The organism is Kaistella chaponensis, from assembly GCF_900156725.1.
In the GTDB taxonomy this organism is placed as follows: Bacteria; Bacteroidota; Bacteroidia; order Flavobacteriales; family Weeksellaceae; genus Kaistella; species Kaistella chaponensis.
The window spans coordinates 74,347-92,577 of record NZ_FTOI01000005.1 but is presented as its reverse complement, the minus strand read 5'-3'; the positions used below and the strand labels follow the sequence as shown (position 1 = coordinate 92,577).

The following is an 18,231-nucleotide window of genomic DNA, read 5'->3' as shown; positions in this document are numbered from 1 at the left end:
CAGTGTAAAATGTTCTCTCTACGCTTTTTATTTATCTAACTTTTAAGGTAATCAAACAGATTATTGCAAATAAAACGCCCATAATCACCATTCTATTCACAATTTTACTTTCGTGATACCCTTCTTTTTGGTAGTGATGATGCAATGGAGACATTTTAAATAACCTATTGTTTTGGGCATATTCTAACCCATATTTTCTTTTTCTATATTTAAAGACTGCAACCTGTAACATGACAGAAATGTTTTCTATTAAGAAAATTCCGCACAGGACAGGAATCATTAATTCTTTTCGGAGAATTATGGCTAAAACTGCGATAACTCCGCCCAACATTAAACTTCCGGTATCGCCCATAAAAACCTGCGCAGGATAAGTATTGTACCAGAAAAATCCGATCACAGCACCGACCAAAGCGAGCGCAAAAATGGTCGTTTCACCCATATTCGGAAGGAACATTATATTGAGATAGTCGGCAAAAATGATATTCCCCGAAATGTAGGCAAAAAACGAAAGGGTGAGCAAAATGACGACACTTGTTCCTGCAGCGAGACCATCGATTCCATCTGTTATATTCGCACCATTGGAAACTGCAGTCACAATAAAAATTACGATTGGGATAAAAACAATCCAAGACCATTCGTGTGCTTTTTCAGGCGTCATCCAAAATAAAATTCCGCTGTAATCGAACTCGTTATTTTTTACGAAAGGAACGGTAGAAACCGTAGATTTTTCCGTCGGCATAAAGTTTCTTTCTACATTATTCCGATTCACTTCTTTTGCATCTGCATACTTTCTTTTTACGGTAATATCGGGATGAAAATACATGGTAACTCCCACAATTAATCCCAAACCAACTTGTCCGATCACTTTGAATTTTCCGCTGAGTCCGTCTTTGTTTTTCTTTACTTTCTTTAAATAATCATCGATAAATCCGATCGCACCCATCCAAACGACGGAGGTAATCAGCAAAACGATATACACATTAAATATGCGGGTAAATAAGAGCACGGGAATTAAGGTTGCCATAATAATGATCAAACCACCCATTGTTGGTGTGCCTTCTTTTTGTTTCTGACCATCTAAACCCAAATCGCGAACCAATTCGCCCATTTGTTTCTGTCGCAGATAATTGATGATTTTCTTCCCAAAAACCATCGCAATGATTAATGACAATAAGACCGCCATTCCAGCTCGGAAAGAGATAAATTTAAACATGCCAATTCCCGGAATATGAATTCCGTGGGCGATGCAATATTCGTAGAGGTAGTATAACATGCTCTTGTTTTTGGTTTATTTTGACATTAATTTTGCTAATTCCAGTACCGTTTCTTTATCATCAAAATGATGTTTGATCCCATTAATTTCCTGATAATTTTCGTGACCTTTTCCAGCGATCAGGATGATGTCTTTCGGTTCGGAAAATTTAATGGCCATTTTTATCGCTTCTTTTCGGTCGGGAATGGAAGTGTATTTGCTGAAATACTGCGGTTCGACTCCAGCTTCGATTTCTTTAATGATGTCTGCTGGATTTTCTGTCCTCGGATTATCTGAAGTGATGATTGCCAAAGTAGATTTTCTTGTCGCAATTTTTCCCATTTCGGGGCGTTTTGCCTGATCTCTGTCGCCTCCACAACCGAAAACCGTGATTAATCTTTCGTTTTTCGTACGGATTTCGTTGATGGAATCTAATATATTTTCCAACGCATCCGGAGTATGTGCATAATCGATAACGAAGAAAATTCCGCCTTCAGATTTTACGGTTTCAAATCTGCCTTTTACGGTTTTTAATTGAGACATTGCTTTTAAAATATCTTCACTATGAAAACCACTTTCTTCCGTAATTGCATAGGCTAAAAGCAAATTATAGACATTAAATTTTCCGGTTAAAGTCGACCAGAATTCTTTTCCATTAAAGTGGAGAAGCATGCCATTGAAGTCGGTTTCCAACATTTTGCCATGGAAATCTGCCATTGTTTTCAAAGCGTAAGATTTCTTTTTCGCTTTGGTGTTTTGTAGCATGAAGTTTCCGTTTTTGTCATCAATATTGGTGATGGCAATTGCGTCTGAACTTAACTCGTCGAAAAATCTTTTTTTGGTTTTTAAATAGTCCTCAAAAGTTTTGTGATAATCGAGATGATCGTGCGTAATATTGGTAAATCCGGCGATTTTGAAATGCAAACCTTCCGTTCTGTTTTGATGAATTCCGTGGGAAGAAACTTCCATAAAAGCATATTCGCAACCCAATTCTACGGCTTTTGCCAACATTTGATTGATTCGGATAACATCAGGAGTGGTGTGTGTGGAGGGAATTATCTCGTCCCCAATTCGGTATTCCACTGTGGAAATCAAAAGCGATTGAAAACCTAAAATTTTGAAAATATCAAAGAGGAGAGTAGCAACAGAAGTTTTTCCGTTGGTTCCTGTAATGCCGATTAAATTTAATTTCTCTGAAGGATTTCCGTAAAAATTAGAAGCCAACTGACCTAAAGTTTTCGAGCTATCTTTCACTTTAATGTAAGTCACTGCTTCATGCAGAACTTCGGGTAAAATTTCACAAATAATTACTTTCGCACCTTTTTCAATAGAAGAATCGATGAAGGTGTGACCATCGGAAACAGTTCCTTTGATGGCAATATATAGAGAATCCGCCACAGCTTTTCGGCTGTCGAAAATGATTTCTGAAACATCGGGATTTTGATTTCCGATCATTTCTAAAACGGGGATTCTATTTAATAATTCTTGTAAATGCATTTTTTAGTTCTGTAATTGCAGATAAATTCTTTGATTCTTATTAATAATAGTGCCTTCTACTGGAAATTGTTCTTTAATTCTTCCAACCCCTTTGTAATCAACTCGGTATCCTTGGTTTTCCAATTGCGGAATAATATTTTTTCCGATAAGACCTGTTACTTTTGGCATTTGGTTTCTGGTAACTGCTATTTTTACAGAAGGCTCGATCATTTTGCTTAAATCTACCTTGTTGTCGACCAGTAATTCTTGCTCTATATTTTGTGGTGTTTTCAAAAATGTTTTCCCTGCGATTTCTTTAAAAACCGGAGCTGAAACTGTTGCACCATAAAAACCTTTGGAATTATCTGGCTGATTAATCATTACAATACACGTATATTTTGGATTATTTGCGGGATAAAAGCCGGCGAAACTCGCTTGATATTTTGCGGGACCCGGTTTCCAATATTCGAATCTTGCGGTACCTGTTTTCCCCGCCATTTTTAAATTTGGGGTGAAAATACTTTTTGCAGTTCCTTTTTCCACTGCTTTTGTTAAAGCATTGGTCATCATCGTAATTGCTTTTTCAGAAGCCATTTTTTTAACCATGATTTCTGGTTTGGCGGTGAAGAGAACCTGCCCATCTTTCATAATTTTATCGATGAACAAAGGTTTTAGCATGACTCCTTTGTTGGCAAGACCATTATAAAAAGTGGTTAACTGCAACAAATTAAACCGAGAAGAATATCCGTAAGCTAAAGAAGCAAGCGTTGCAGCGTTCCATCTTTTGCTTTCTGGAGTTACAATATAGGGTTTGGTAACGCCGGGAAGTTCGATATCCATTTTATCGAACATTTTCCATCTTTTTAAATGGTCTAAAAATACCTGCGGTTTGTCTGCATAATATTTGGTAATCAGTTTTGCGGAACCAACGTTGCTCGATTTCGCTAAAACATCTGAAATATCGTAAGTTCCGCCGCCGTGACCGTCAGAAATTCTTTGTTTCGCATAAACCCAAATTCCGTTCCCAACATTTACGGTCGTATTTTCATCAATGAAACCATCGTCCATTGCTGCTAAAAGCGAAACTGTTTTGAAAGTCGATCCTGGTTCTGAGGCGTCTTTCATGGCATAATTGTAGGCGTCAACATAAATTCCGGGTTCAGTTCGGCGAAGATTAACCATGGCTTTTACTTTTCCAGTGGCTACTTCCATCACTAAAACACAACCATGATCTGCATCAAATTTGATGAGTTGTTTTTCTAAAGCTGAGCTTGCAATATCTTGAATTCTTAAATCGATGGTCGTGTAAACATCTTGTCCATCAATGGGTTCGTTCACTTTCCAGTAATCGATAGGTTTCCATTGGCTAGAATTGACTCTTTGCTCCAAACGGGTTCCATCTTTTCCGGTTAAATATTTGGAAAAAGCACCTTCTAAACCAGATTGCGATTCTCCATTGTCCATTCCGATTGTTCCTGCTCCGATTTGAGTGGTTGCCAATTCTCTTTTGAATTTTCGGTCGATGATGAATCCCCCTTTATTTTTTCCTTTAATGAAAATCGGGAATTTCCGAATCCGGTCATACTCATCGAAATCTAAACCTTTTGCTAATGCATAATATTGGTTTTTCTCTTTTTTCTGTTGATCAAGTCGATCTCTGAAATAACTTCTGGGTTTGCCAAACATTTGTGACAATGAATCGGTTAACGCACCGATATTGTTGGAGTAAACCGTGTCTTTTATGGTTTTGAAATCGAGATAAACATCGTATCGCATTACGGTCGTGGCAAGAATAGAACCGTCTGCAGCATACAGATTTCCGCGTGCTGCTTTTAAGCTTGCTTCGCGGTAGTTTTTGTTGATATAATCGTCTTTAATTTCCTGAACATTAGTGTTTTGCAAGACAATTATTCTGGCGAGAAAGATCATAAATAAGACAAAGGCAAAACCTGCGAAGAAGTAACCCCATCGTAATGTTTTTGAGCGCTTATTTTCGAATTCATTTTGAACCGCCATCTGTACTGTCTAGTTTTATCAATAATTTGTGAGGATGATTTTCTAAAGATAAGAGGGAATCCTGCACCATTTCTTTTCCTAATTCTGATTCTAATTTAACTTTGATCAATCTGCTTTGAGCGTATGCATTCCGTGATTTATATTCCTCGGTCTGCTCTTTTAGATCATTAACCATTTCTATTTTCTGGCTCACCAAGTGATTGCTGTAGATCATGATCATCATTAATAAAAAGACCAACATAAAATACTTGTAATGGATTTTTACTTCATCGCGATTGAGGAAATTTCCTTTTATAACATCTATAAAAGTGAGTCTTTTCTGCGGGCGATTTGAAGGTCTTTTTGCCATTTTTCAAGATGAATGATAGTGAATCACCAATCAATTATAATTTTATTCCAACACGCATTTTTGCGCTTCTTGCACGGGAGTTTTCTGCGATTTCTTCCTCAGAAGGAATAATTGCTTTGGTTTGAAGAAGATCAAATATTTTTGAAAAATTCCCATAAATATCGCGCGCAGGTTCGCCTTCGAACATTCCGTTTTTCAAAAACCTTTTTACCAAACGGTCTTCTAAGGAATGGTAAGAAATTACGACCAATCTTCCTTGTGGTTTTAAAGTATTGTAAGACTGTACAAGCATTTCTTTTAATACTTCTAATTCTTGGTTTACCTCAATGCGAATTGCCTGAAAAACCTGTGCAAAAAATTTATTTTGCTTGAATTGTGGAATATAGCTGAAGAGTTTTTTTAAGTCGTCGGTCGTTTCGATTATTTTGGTTTTTCTATGATTGACGATTTCTCTTGCTAATTTTCGGGACTCTCTTAGTTCTCCATAATAATAAAAGATAGAAGCTAATTGTTCTTCTTCATATTCATTAATGATTTTTTTGGCGTCTAAAACCTGCATTACATTCATTCTCATGTCTAAAGGAGCATTCATTCTGGTTGAAAATCCTCGGGAAGCTTCATCAAACTGATGAGAAGAAACTCCCAAATCTGCCAAAACACCATCAACACGAGTGATTCCATAAGCCATCAAAGAATTTTCCAGAAATCTAAAATTTTGGTTAATCAATGTGAATCTGTCATCATCAATTGTATTTTTCAATGCATCTAAATCTTGGTCGAAACTGTAAAGCTTCCCTTTAGGAGAAAGTTTTTTTAAAATTTCACGAGAATGACCGCCGCCGCCGAAAGTTACATCTACATAAATTCCGTCAGGATTCGTCACCAAATCATCTACACTTTTCTTCAATAAAACGGGATTATGATACATCTTTTTTATTATTTCGCGGATTAATTTTCGCTGTCATCAAAACTTATTTCGCCCATCACTTGTTCAGCTAATTTTGCGAAATCCTCTTCGGAAGTGGCGATTACTTTTTCATAAGCATCTTTGTCCCAAATTTCAAAAAGTTCCCCTGCGCTGGTTATCACGATTTCTTTTTTTAGGTCTGCAAAAAGCGTAAGATCTTTAGAAATCTGCAATCTTCCAGCGTTGTCTGGCTCAACAGTTTTTAAACCGGCCGTAAACTGGCGAATAAAATCGGCATTTTTCTTTTGGAATCGATTGAGCTTATTTATTTTTTCCATCAGCTTTTCCCAACCCTTCATCGGATAAACTTCTAGGCAGGATTGAAACACAGAACGCTTTACCACAAAGGAATCACCGCCAAAATCCTCCATCTGCTTTACCAAAGATGAGGGAAGTTTGATGCGACCTTTGTCGTCCATTTTGCATTCGTAAGTGCCGATGAAATTCTTCATTTGGGACAAATTTATATAAAAAATTCTAAAACCTCCCACTTTTTCCCACTTTTTGACTTAATGTTAATAAGTTTTGGATTTTGGCATTAAATAATTGATTGAAAAGCAGTTATGGTTCTGTAATATTTTTTGGAATTTTTACGAAAAAATGATTTTAGATGTTATTAAAAATATTACATTTATTAAAATTTAAACAACCAAATCAATATTGGTGTTAAATTTGTATTTTTGCGACGCTGATAAAGCAATTTTATGAGATTTATTACGAAAAAAGAAAAGAAATTCTCTTTCATTGAAGCTGGAGAAGGGCATCCGTTGATTTTATTACACGGATTGATGGGTGGTTTGAGCAATTTTGACAAAACCGTGAAGTTTTTTTCGGAAAGAGGTTTCAAAGTTTTTGTACCTGTATTGCCAATATACGATCTTCCCGTTTTAAATACCAACTTAACGACGATTGCGAAATATGTCGCAAAATTTATCGAGTCAAAAACAACTGAACCTGTAACCATCGTTGGGAATTCGATGGGAGGTCATGTAGGTTTGATTTTAACTTTGGCGAGACCCGAATTGGTAAAAAATTTGGTGCTCACAGGAAGTTCTGGTCTTTATGAGAGGACTTTTGGGGACAGTTTCCCGAGAAAATCTGATAAAGAATACATTAAAAAGAAAACACAAGAGGTTTTCTTTGATCCTGATATTGCGACCGAAGAATTGGTTGATGAAGTATTTACTCTTGTCAATGACCGCATGAGAGGAATCAAAACAGTTATGCTTGCAAGAAGCGCTATAAAACATAATATGTTAAATGACTTGCCTAAAATTACAGCACCTGTTTGCTTGATTTGGGGAAAGCAAGATAATGTGACGCCACCCGAAGTGGCTATAGATATGAATAAATTTCTACCCAAATCTTCTCTTTATTGGATTGAAAATTGTGGGCATGCAGCAATGATGGAAAAACCCGATGAATTTAATCAGATCTTATATGACTGGTTGCAGGGTTTAGAAAGTTAGTAAAGTGGAAGTTTTAGCTTCCATTTTTTATTTAATAAATTTGAAAAAAAAACAAATGGTTATCAAAACAACGGAATTTGTAAAAAGCAGTGGTAAATGGCAGGAATGTCCGGAACCCAACTTGCCAGAATATGCTTTTATTGGCCGGTCGAATGTGGGGAAATCGTCACTCATCAATGCGATGATGAATCACAAGGATTTGGCAAAAACTTCTCAAACTCCCGGAAAAACACAATTGATTAATCATTTTTTAATCAATGAAAATTGGTATCTTACTGATTTACCAGGTTACGGTTATGCGCGAGTTTCGAAAAGTATGCGAAAGGACTTTGAGAAAATTAATACCAATTATATATTGAACCGACAAAATCTGGTGAACCTTTTTGTTTTGGTTGATTCCCGACATTCTCCACAGCAAATCGATATCGAATTTATAGAATGGTGTGGAGAGAGCGGAATTCCTTTTTCGATCGTTTTTACGAAAGCTGATAAATTAAAACCCAATACTGTCAATGCAAATGTGGAGATATATCGGAATGAGCTTTTGAAAAGTTGGGAAGAATTACCAGACATGTACGTAACTTCAGCAGAAAAGAAAATTGGAGGCGACGAGATTTTGGAGTTTATTACCAAAACCAATGAACTGTTAATTAAAAATAAAGTGAAGTTCGAATGATCGAAGAACGCATCTGGAAAATAAAATCTTTTGAAGAGCTTACCACAAAAGAACTGTACGAAATTTTAAAAATCCGGCAAGAAGTTTTTGTCGTAGAACAAACCTGCTATTATCTTGATGCTGATGGAGCCGATGAACATGCGGTACATGTGTGGGCAGAAAGTGAGGGTCAGATTTTAGCGTACTGCAGAATTTTCGAACCGGGAATAAAATTTACCGAAGCATCCATTGGAAGAGTCCTCACACACCCATCCTACAGAAGTCTTAAATTAGGAAAGATATTGATGAATATTGCGATGAGTACCATCGAAGGAAAATTTCGCACCCCAAATATTAAAATATCTGCGCAGGATTATTTGCTAAAATTTTATTCAGATTTTGGTTTTAGAGCGACCGAAAACAAGTATTTAGAGGATAACATCCCTCACACTGAAATGATTAAATATTCTTAAAATGCACGAAACGCTGTTTGGTGAAAAAATTGGATATTTGAAAATTCTGTCCGAATATGATTTTTATTCAAACGATTATGTGCTTTTTACGTACTTAAATTAGCAATTGTTTAAAAAAGTAACAATATAATTTGTTTAATAAAGATGAATTATATACTTTTACCAAAATCATTTAATTTAAAAGGTTATGAAAAAATTTTTACTTACTGGCTTTGCGCTAGTTTCAATGGCATCTCAAGCACAAACTTGGGTACCACAGGCGACAAAACTACCTACGTCATTTGCTCCTAGAGAAATCGCTATAGTCAATGCAAATGTTGTTTGGACAACAGTTTCAGATGGTAGACCTTTATCACAAGGTGGCGGAACTTATCCTAAAACCTTCACTAAAACGATTGACGGTGGAACAACCTGGACTCCAGGTAATATTACGGGTGCTCCTGCTGCTGCACTTGTTGGTGACATTGCGGCGTTCGATGCAAATACTGCGTGGGTTGTAACTGCACCTTCTGATGGTGGTACAGTCGGAAATGGTGTTTATAAAACAGCGAATGGTGGTACTTCTTGGACAAAGCAAAATGTATTTTCTGCTTCTTCTTTTGGTAACATTGTCTATTTCTGGGATGCAAACATAGGTATCACTGCTGGAGATCCTGTTGGCGGAAAATTTGAAATTTTCAGAACGACAAATGGCGGTACAGCTTGGAGTGCAGTAGTAACTGCTCCATCGCCGAGTTCTTCAACTGAGTATGGTTTAACAGGAGTACGTTATGCTATTGGCGACAATTTGTGGTTTGGTACCACAAAAGGTAGAATTGTTCGTACACAAGATAAAGGACTTACTTGGAACATTTATTTTTCACCAGCTTTAGATTTCGGTAGTGGAGATGCCACTGCTGGTACTGTTGGTTCATCAGCTTCAATGGCTTTCAAAGATTCAAATAATGGTCTTTTAATTACTGTTGATGGCGAAGTAACCGGTCAAACACCTACAGTTTCCCTTTACCCTACTACAGACGGTGGACAAACCTGGAGTCCTAATCCAATTATTCCTAATGGTCCGATGTACTATGGAGACATCACTTATGTTAAAGGAACTCCTAATACTTATGTTTCAACCGGAAATACTACCGCTGATGCTACAAAAACAGGTAGTTCATATTCCACAGATGGTGGTTTAAACTGGATTGCAATTGATAATGGCCAACAAAGAGGTACCGTACAATTCCTTAATTCTACTACAGGGTGGTGTGGTGATTTCGCTGATGCTGCTCAAACAAAGGGAATTTTTAAATTTAGTGGTGATTTAGCTTTAGCAACCAACGAAAATGCAGTGAAGTCTACTTTAAAAGTATTCCCTAACCCAGCAGTTGATGTTGTAAATGTATCTTCAAAAGAAGACATTAAAGCAGTAAGCATCATGGATCTTTCTGGTAAAAGAGTAAAAGCTGTTCAAACTAAAGGTGAAGTGAATGTTTCTTCTTTAACCAAAGGAACTTACATTTTACAAGTATTATACACGAACGGATCTGTAGAAAATACGAAATTGATCAAAAAATAATTTTTATAATGATCGCAATAGAATGGATGAGTTTTTCTCATCCATTTTTTTTTGATCTAAAGTCCTATATGAAATGATTTTCTTAAATTAGCCCTACTAAAATTTTATAAATGAAAAGAATATTTTTATTGCTCACCTTTATGTTGAGCTTTGTACAATTTAAAGCCGACGAAGGAATGTGGCTTTTAATGATGATTAAAAGACTCAATGGCGTTGACATGCAGAAAGATGGTCTTCGACTCACAGCAGAGGAAATTTACTCTATAAACCAATCAAGCCTGAAAGATGCAATTGTTCAGTTTGGTGGTGGTTGTACCGCAGAAATGGTTTCAAAAGAAGGCTTGCTTTTTACCAACCATCATTGTGGTTATGGGTCGATTGCTGCACTTTCTACTCCAGAAAAAGATCATTTAACTAATGGATTCTGGGCCATGAAAAAAAGTGAGGAACTCCCTTCCAAAGGACTTTCTGTAAGATTCTTGGTCAGAATGGATGATGTTTCTAAAAGAATTAATGCCAAATTAAATAACAACATGACTGCTGACGAAAGAAAAGCAATCATCGATGCAGAATACAAAGCCATTCAAACCGAAAATTCCGAGAATGGGAAATATGTGGTAACCGTAAGAGATTTCTTTAATGGTAATGAATTTTATTATTTTGTTTATCAAGATTTCAAAGATGTAAGATTGGTTGGAACTCCACCAAATTCTTTAGGTAAATTCGGTGGCGATACTGACAACTGGGAATGGCCAAGACACACTGTAGATTTTTCTGTCTTCCGTGTATATGCAGACGCAAACGGAAATCCAGCAGAATATTCGCCGAATAATGTCCCAATGACTCCAAAACATGCGCTTCCAATTTCCTTAAAAGGATATCAACCGGGAGATTTTACAATGATCCTCGGTTTTCCAGGGAGAACAAACCGATTCTTGACTTCGTTCGGAATCGAACAAATGGTTAATAAGGACTATCCAGCTTGGGTAGAAGCTTCTAAAATGGCAATGGACGTGATGAAAAAGTTCATGGACAAAGATCAGGCAACTAAATTAGACTATGCATCCCAATATGCTTCTGTTGCAAACTACTGGAAAAACAGACAAGGAACTATCGAAGCCGTAAATAAAAATGGGACCATCGCCGAGAAGAAAGCTTTAGAAGGAAAATATATGGCATGGGCTTTATTGCCAGAAAATCAAGCCATGTATAGTGGAGTTTTAGATGATCTTAAAGCCAACTATCTGCAAATTTCAAACAGAAATGTAGAGCGTAATTATTCGCAAATAATGCAGAGAAATGCCAAATATATTCCGATTTCTTATCAGTTGGGAACGCTATTGAAAACCTATGCAGATCAAGATGATGCCGGTAAAACTGCCATGAAGCAGAAAGTAACCGACGCAATTAACAAAGCGTACGACAAACTTAATGTGAATTTAGAAGGTGAAATGCTCAACTCTTTGGTAAACCTTTATCAACAAAAAGTTAATAAAGATGTTGCATCCCCAACTTTGATGAGTGCAGATGCAAAAAATCTCTCTCTCCAAGCATTCTCTTCTATTTTTGCTAACAAAGAATCTGCTTTGAATTTTGTTAACAATCCTGACCGATTGAAAATCGATGCCGATCCTATGTTTAAATTGGCAAACGGATACATTACCGATCAAAAACTAGAAACTGAGAAATATGCCAAAGTTGATGAAGCTTTTGCTAAAAATACCAGAATGTTTTTAGACGGTTTAAGAAAATCTCAACCAGAGAAAGACTTCTATCCAGATGCAAATTCTACCATGAGAATAACTACTGGGAAAGTTACAACGCTTCCAGAGCGCACCGATAGAAAATATTTCGGCATCAATGAGAAAAATAACTACTATACCGATATTAATGGAATGGTTGCCAAATACAAAAAAGGTGACGAGGAATTTGATTTGCCACAAAGATTATTAGATTTGGTGAAGAAAAAAGATTTCGGACAGTATAAAGACAAAAAAGGATTTATGCCCGTAAATTTCTTGTCAGACAATGATATTACAGGTGGAAACTCTGGTTCTCCGATTATGGATGGATACGGAAGATTGATCGGTCTTGCTTTCGATGGTAACAGCGAAGCACTTAGTGGAGATATTATCTTCGATAAGAAATGGCAGAAAACAATTAACGTAGATATCAGAATGGTTCTTTGGACCATCGAAAAATATGGACAAGCTGGTCACTTAATTAGTGAAATGACTTTGGTGAAATAACTCGCCCGATAAATTTATAAGAAAGACTGCCGAATTTTCAGCAGTCTTTCTTTTTTTGTATCATCCTGCGATAATGGTAATTCAACCCCAATTCAGATGTACCGTTAAAACTTTACCAATCTGAACATAAGAAAACATGAAGATTTTCTTCGTGAAGTTAATTTTGTAGGACTGCAAAACATTTTACTTTCCCAAAACACATTATATTCTTCTGTATTTCCTTATTTAAGATAAAGCTTTTAATTAAATTTAAAAGGCCACGGAATTGATAGCCTTCTCTTCTTTCTTCATTTTTCTCCAATTCCACGGTGATACAGGAGTTTTATCTTTCCACAATCCCACTTTTTTATTTCGAGCTTCAATTTCTAATTGAGCATAAATTTCATCTTTAGAATACTTCTTAAAATGCCAAGCTAAACCAGCTTTTACCAAAGTTTTATTTACATTAATCCCATTAGGAAGAAGGAGTTCTGCAATTAATCTGCCATTGCGGTCCCGTTTTCCATCACCTTTCAAACTTACCATTTTCCCGAAACAAAGCACCGAAATCATATCCTTCGCTTTCGTACCATACGGCTGTTTTTTTTCCGGACAATCGATATGTGCCAAACGAACCGTCTGTTCTTTTCCGTCCATTAGCAGTGAGACGGTATCACCATCTTTGATACCGATGACCTTGTAGGTTTGGCAAAAAGCGAAGGAACAGAAAATTAAAAGAAAGAGGAGGAAGCTTTTTTTCATCATTAAGTAGTATTTAATCCTTTATATAAAAGGAATTCGATCTGAGATTGAGGCACAAAAAAGCGAAGAAATAATCTTCGCTTCTTTTTTAATTATTTAAGTCTGCACGAAGCATTCCCAATTCACCGTAATGCTTTTTGAATTTTGCAATCTTCGGTCCCACTACTGCACTGCAATATGGTTGCGTTGGGTTAACTTCATAGTAACCTTGATGATATTGTTCTGCCGGAAAAAACTCCTCCAACTTTGTAATTTCTGTCACATATTGTCCGTTCCATCTTTCGCTAAGTTCAGATTGTTTCAATGCGTTTTCAGCTTTAGCTTTTTCCGCTTCATCTTTAAAAAAGATCACCGAGCGGTATTGCGTTCCGATATCATTTCCTTGTCTGTTCAGTTGCGTAGGATCATGCAGGAAAAAGAAAACATCCATTAGCTGCTCATACGAAATAAGAGACGGATCATAAGCAATTTGCACCACTTCAGCATGGCCCGTTTCTCCCGTACAAACCTCCTCATAAGTCGGGTTGGCTTTATGTCCGCCAGAATACCCCGAAATCGCAGCATGCACTCCGGTTAATAGATTAAAACAACTTTCTACACACCAAAAACAACCACCACCAAAGGTGATATATTCTAAATTTTGTTGACTCATTTTTTATATTTTAAATTCTTTTTCACCCTCTTCTGCACAAAACAGACCATTTTTTGAAAGAATGAGAAGAATCATTTTTTTTAATTTAAATTTTTCGCTGATTTTACTGATTGAGTAGATTTCAGGAAGTCATAAACCCGCATAGTTTTTAAAATCTACGAGAAAGTATCGTTTCAAAAATTTTTTTACCGATATTTTGAAAGGGATTTAAGAAAACCACGATAGTCACTTATCCCACACCAAAGCACTCGCACCCAGAATGGCGGCATCTGCTTCATCAAGCTCACTGAAGACTAGCCGAACTTTGTTACGAAAAATAGGTAAAAGATTACGCTCCATATGAAGTTTCGTGGGTTTCAGAATAAAATCTCCTGCGTGTATAACGCCACCAAAAAGTAAAATCGCTTCCGGCGAAGAAAACATCACAAAATTGGCTAAAGCTTCCCCCAATTTCTGACCCGTATAACGAAATACTTCAATCGCAGTAGCGTCACCTTTTTTTGCGCATTCAAATACAACCTGTGAGTTGATCTCTGCTTCAGGATATTCGTTTAGCTTCGAATCAGGAAATTCGGCACGCATTTTTTTTGCGGTGATGGTAATTCCCGTTGCCGAAGCATAAGCTTCCAAAGAACCTTCAGAACCAGTACTCCAGTGTTTTCTGCCACCTGGTTTTACAATGGTATGTCCTAGTTCTCCGGCAAAACCATCATGTCCGTAAATCAGTTGTCCGTTGGCTACAATTCCGCTTCCAACACCAGTTCCTAGAGTCATCATGATGAAATCTTTCATTCCTCTCGCCGCACCAAACATCATTTCGCCCAAAGCTGCAGCATTAGCATCGTTGGTCATTTTACAAGGTACTCCAAACTTTTTTGTCATTAATTCGGCAAAAGGAACGATTCCTTTCCAATGAAGATTTGGCGCCTGCTCAATTGTGCCGCTATAGAAATTGGCATTTGGTGCACCCACGCCGATTCCATCAAATTGCTTTTGAGAGCAGTGCTTGTCTATCAATGGGGATACTTCATTATAAAGGGCATCAATAAAATCTTCAACTTTCGGATAATCTTCAGTTTTTAAATGGCCTTTCGCCAGAATTTCTCCACGGTGGTTTACAATTCCATATTTGGTGTTGGTTCCACCGATATCGACACCGAGTGCAACTTGTTTTGATAAATCGATTAAGGACATCTAGTTTTATTTTTAGCCTTTAAAAATACAAAATATTTAAGTAAAAGACCCAAAAAAACTTCCCCGATGCCGAGGAAGTTTTAAATATAATAAGTTGACCTTTTTACGTTGGGATTTCTCCTTTGTATAAAAATGAAATGATTTCTTTATTTACTCTTTCAACCATTTCGCTGAAAAGATAAAAAGACTCTTGTTTGTAAATCACCAAAGGATCTTTTTGTTCGTAAACTGCACCTTGTGACGATTTTCTTAAATCATCCATTTCTCTCAAGTGAAGCTTCCAGTTTTCATCGATGATAGAAAGCGAAATGTTTTTCTCAAAATCGTTGATAAGGGAATCACATTGCGTGTCGTGTGCTTCTTTCAGATCTGTAACAATGGTCATTGTTTTAATTCCATCTGTAAACGGAACCTGAATCATTTTGAACATAGAACCTTGGTTTTGGTAAACGTTTTCGATGATTGGGAATGATTTTTCTTTTAGCAAATTCAGCTTCATTTGGTAATCAGCTGAAGCAGCTTTAAATAATAAGTTTGTTAATTCAGGGACTTGCTTAGTTTTAAATTCGTCTGCCGAAACTGGCGATTCCATTGTAAAGTTTTTGATAATTTCGTATTCAAATTCTTTGAAATCTCCTTCTATTTTTCCTTTGGTTACAATGGATTGTGATACATCGAAAATCATGTTTGAAATATCATATTTCAAGTGATCTCCGAACAATGCGTTCTTTCTTCTTTTGTAGATGACATCGCGCTGTTTGTTCATTACATCATCATACTCCAACAATTTTTTTCTGATTCCGAAGTTGTTTTCCTCTACTTTTTTCTGCGCTCTTTCGATGGATTTAGAAATCATTCCGTGCTGAATTACTTCACCTTCTTTATGACCCATTTTATCCATCATTTTCGCAATTCTTTCCGAACCGAAAAGTCGCATCAAATTATCTTCCAAAGAAACATAGAATTGAGAACTTCCAGGATCTCCTTGTCTTCCGGCACGTCCACGCAATTGTCTGTCAACACGTCTAGAATCGTGTCTTTCGGTTCCGATAATTGCCAATCCGCCGTTTTTCTTAACTTCTCCTTGCAATTTAATATCGGTTCCCCTTCCTGCCATGTTGGTTGCAATGGTTACAACTCCTGGTCCTCCTGCCATTGCTACAATTTCTGCTTCTCTGGCGTGAAGTTTCGCATTCAATACATTATGCTGAATTTTTCTTAATGAAAGCGCTTTTGATAATAATTGAGAGATTTCAACCGAAGTTGTTCCCACTAAAACCGGTCTTCCAACAGCGGTTAATCTTTCGATTTCTTCAATAACTGCATTGTATTTTTCACGATTGGTCTTGTACACCAAATCTTGTCTGTCATCTCGAACAATAGGCTTGTTGGTAGGAATTACCACTACATCCAATTTATAAATTTCCCATAGTTCACCAGCTTCAGTTTCTGCTGTACCCGTCATTCCCGCCAATTTATTGTACATGCGGAAGTAATTTTGAAGAGTAATGGTTGCAAAAGTTTGTGTTGCTGCTTCAATTTTTACGTTTTCTTTTGCTTCAATCGCTTGGTGAAGTCCGTCGGAATAACGTCTCCCTTCCATGATACGACCGGTTTGCTCATCTACGATTTTTACTTCACCGTCAATTACCACATATTCATCATCTTTTTCAAATAAAGTATATGCTTTTAATAATTGGCTTAAAGTGTGAACGCGCTCAGATTTTACTGAAAATTCACTAAATATTTTCTCTTTTGCTTCAAATTCTTCTTCTTTCGATAAATTTTTAGCTTCTATTTCTGCGATTTCAGTACCGATATCATTCAAAACGAAGAAATCTTTGTCTTCATTTCCAGCTGACATATATTCCACCCCTTTATCGGTAAGATCAATTTGATTGTTTTTTTCGTCAATAACGAAATACAAATCTTTGTCAACAATCGGCATATCGCGGTTGTTGTCTGCCATGTATTGCCCTTCAACTTTTTGAAGGAGTGCTTTGTGACCACTTTCAGAAAGAAATTTAATAAGGGGTCGAGATTTTGGTAAACCTCTGTAAGCTTGCAAAAGTTTGAATCCGCCGTCTTTGGTATTTCCGTTGGCGATTAATTTTTTTGCTTCACTAAAAATTCCGGAAACTGTTTTTTTCTGAATTTCAACAATTCTGTCAACAGAAGGTTTTAAAACATCAAATTCTTGGCGATCACCTTGTGGAACTGGTCCTGAAATAATTAATGGTGTTCTTGCATCATCAACCAAAACAGAATCTACCTCATCAACAATCGCAAAGTTTAATTCTCCTTGTACCAATTCTGTTGGAGACGTTACCATGTTATCTCTTAAATAATCGAAACCAAATTCGTTGTTTGTTCCGTACGTAATACTGGAATTATATGCTTTTCTTCGGGCGTCAGAATTCGGTTGGTGCAAATCGATACAATCGATTGTTAAACCATGAAATTGATACAAAGGTCCCATCCAAGCGGAATCTCGTTTCGCCAAATAATCATTTACGGTTACAACGTGAACTCCACGTCCTGGAAGTGCATTGAGGTAAATAGGTAAAGTTCCCACCAAAGTTTTTCCTTCACCGGTCGCCATTTCCGCGATTTTTCCGTTGTGAAGTTCGATTCCTCCGATAAACTGAGTGTCGTAATGAACCATGTCCCATTTAACAGCGGTTCCTGCAGCATCCCAATGGTTGACCCAAATCGCAGTTTCTCCTTCAATGCTTACGAAATCTTTAGTTGAAGCCAATTCACGGTCAAGTTCGGTTGCTTTCACTCGAATTTCTCCGTTCTCTGCTAATCTTCTGGAAGTTTCTTTGATCAAGGCAAAAGCTTCTGGAAGTATTTCTTTCAGAACTTTTTCTTCAATTTGATAGGAGTCTTTTTTTAATTCTTCTATTTTGGTAAAAAGGTTTTCCTTTTCATCAACATCTTTAGAATTTTTGATCTGTTCTTTAGTTTCTTCGATCTGAGCGGTAATGTTTGCAGTTGCAGCTTTTAGTTTAGCCTTAAATTCTGCGGTTTTATCTCTCAAACCATCATCAGAAAGTTGATTTATAGTTGGCTCAACAGCTTTTATTTTACTTACTACTTTTTTTACTTCCTTCAGGTCGGTCACACTTTTGTCCCCCAAGAAACCTTTAAGAATTTTATCTATAAAACCCATAT

The 18,231-nt window shown here is 36.8% G+C and carries 15 protein-coding genes; 5 read left to right on the top strand and 10 right to left on the bottom strand.

The genetic code is table 11. The annotated features are described in order from the left end of the window. Positions 1 to 31: 31 nt before the first annotated feature. From mraY to mraZ, 6 genes are read right to left on the bottom strand one after another with little or no spacing between them, the layout of a single operon-like run. Positions 32 to 1,273 (bottom strand): phospho-N-acetylmuramoyl-pentapeptide-transferase, encoded by a 1,242-nt coding sequence (gene mraY / locus BW932_RS06785; protein ID WP_076386708.1) that lies wholly within the window; start codon positions 1,271 to 1,273, stop codon positions 32 to 34. A gap of 15 nt (positions 1,274 to 1,288) precedes the next feature. Then, complete coding sequence (locus BW932_RS06780) at positions 1,289 to 2,749, bottom strand: UDP-N-acetylmuramoyl-L-alanyl-D-glutamate--2,6-diaminopimelate ligase (protein ID WP_076386706.1); 1,461 nt, start codon at positions 2,747 to 2,749, stop codon at positions 1,289 to 1,291. A 3-nt stretch (positions 2,750 to 2,752) separates the two neighbouring features. Then, complete coding sequence (locus BW932_RS06775) at positions 2,753 to 4,744, bottom strand: penicillin-binding transpeptidase domain-containing protein (protein WP_076386704.1); 1,992 nt, start codon at positions 4,742 to 4,744, stop codon at positions 2,753 to 2,755. Next, positions 4,728 to 5,093, bottom strand: coding sequence for an FtsL-like putative cell division protein (locus BW932_RS06770; RefSeq protein ID WP_076386702.1), 366 nt, complete (start codon positions 5,091 to 5,093; stop codon positions 4,728 to 4,730). Before BW932_RS06770 ends, BW932_RS06775 begins: the two co-directional genes overlap by 17 nt. 34 nt (positions 5,094 to 5,127) lie before the next feature. After that, complete coding sequence (gene rsmH, locus BW932_RS06765; RefSeq protein ID WP_076386700.1) at positions 5,128 to 6,021, bottom strand: 16S rRNA (cytosine(1402)-N(4))-methyltransferase RsmH; 894 nt, start codon at positions 6,019 to 6,021, stop codon at positions 5,128 to 5,130. Positions 6,022 to 6,041: 20 nt separating this feature from the next. Next, positions 6,042 to 6,512, bottom strand: a complete 471-nt coding sequence (mraZ, locus tag BW932_RS06760; RefSeq protein WP_076386698.1) for a division/cell wall cluster transcriptional repressor MraZ — start codon at positions 6,510 to 6,512, stop codon at positions 6,042 to 6,044. Between the two features lie 252 nt (positions 6,513 to 6,764). Here mraZ and BW932_RS06755 point away from each other — a divergent pair, with 252 nt between their 5' ends. From BW932_RS06755 to BW932_RS06735, 5 genes are all read left to right on the top strand, one after another. Then, entirely contained in the window at positions 6,765 to 7,529 is a 765-nt protein-coding gene (locus tag BW932_RS06755; RefSeq protein WP_076386696.1) for an alpha/beta fold hydrolase, read from the top strand. Positions 7,530 to 7,584: 55 nt separating this feature from the next. Next, positions 7,585 to 8,205: a ribosome biogenesis GTP-binding protein YihA/YsxC gene (gene yihA, locus BW932_RS06750; RefSeq protein WP_076386859.1), complete on the top strand. Its 621-nt coding sequence runs from the start codon at positions 7,585 to 7,587 to the stop codon at positions 8,203 to 8,205. Then, positions 8,202 to 8,657 carry a GNAT family N-acetyltransferase gene (locus tag BW932_RS06745; RefSeq protein WP_076386694.1) on the top strand — a complete coding sequence of 152 codons (456 nt, stop codon included), beginning with the start codon at positions 8,202 to 8,204 and terminating at the stop codon, positions 8,655 to 8,657. The genes yihA and BW932_RS06745 overlap by 4 nt, the downstream gene beginning before the upstream one ends. Before the next feature lie 187 nt (positions 8,658 to 8,844). Then, positions 8,845 to 10,218 (top strand): T9SS type A sorting domain-containing protein, encoded by a 1,374-nt coding sequence (locus tag BW932_RS06740; RefSeq protein WP_076386692.1) that lies wholly within the window; start codon positions 8,845 to 8,847, stop codon positions 10,216 to 10,218. A gap of 110 nt (positions 10,219 to 10,328) precedes the next feature. Beyond that, positions 10,329 to 12,467 (top strand): S46 family peptidase, encoded by a 2,139-nt coding sequence (locus tag BW932_RS06735; protein WP_076386690.1) that lies wholly within the window; start codon positions 10,329 to 10,331, stop codon positions 12,465 to 12,467. A 249-nt stretch (positions 12,468 to 12,716) separates the two neighbouring features. On the opposite strand, the gene BW932_RS06730 is transcribed toward BW932_RS06735, so the two are convergent. The 4 genes from BW932_RS06730 to secA form a co-directional block, all read right to left on the bottom strand. Beyond that, positions 12,717 to 13,211: a thermonuclease family protein gene (locus BW932_RS06730; RefSeq protein ID WP_076386689.1), complete on the bottom strand. Its 495-nt coding sequence runs from the start codon at positions 13,209 to 13,211 to the stop codon at positions 12,717 to 12,719. A gap of 85 nt (positions 13,212 to 13,296) precedes the next feature. Next, positions 13,297 to 13,860, bottom strand: a complete 564-nt coding sequence (gene msrA / locus BW932_RS06725; protein WP_076386687.1) for a peptide-methionine (S)-S-oxide reductase MsrA — start codon at positions 13,858 to 13,860, stop codon at positions 13,297 to 13,299. Positions 13,861 to 14,085: 225 nt separating this feature from the next. Then, complete coding sequence (locus BW932_RS06720) at positions 14,086 to 15,054, bottom strand: ROK family protein (RefSeq protein ID WP_076386685.1); 969 nt, start codon at positions 15,052 to 15,054, stop codon at positions 14,086 to 14,088. Between the two features lie 103 nt (positions 15,055 to 15,157). After that, positions 15,158 to 18,229 (bottom strand): preprotein translocase subunit SecA, encoded by a 3,072-nt coding sequence (gene secA / locus BW932_RS06715; RefSeq protein ID WP_076386683.1) that lies wholly within the window; start codon positions 18,227 to 18,229, stop codon positions 15,158 to 15,160. Positions 18,230 to 18,231 lie beyond the last annotated feature (2 nt).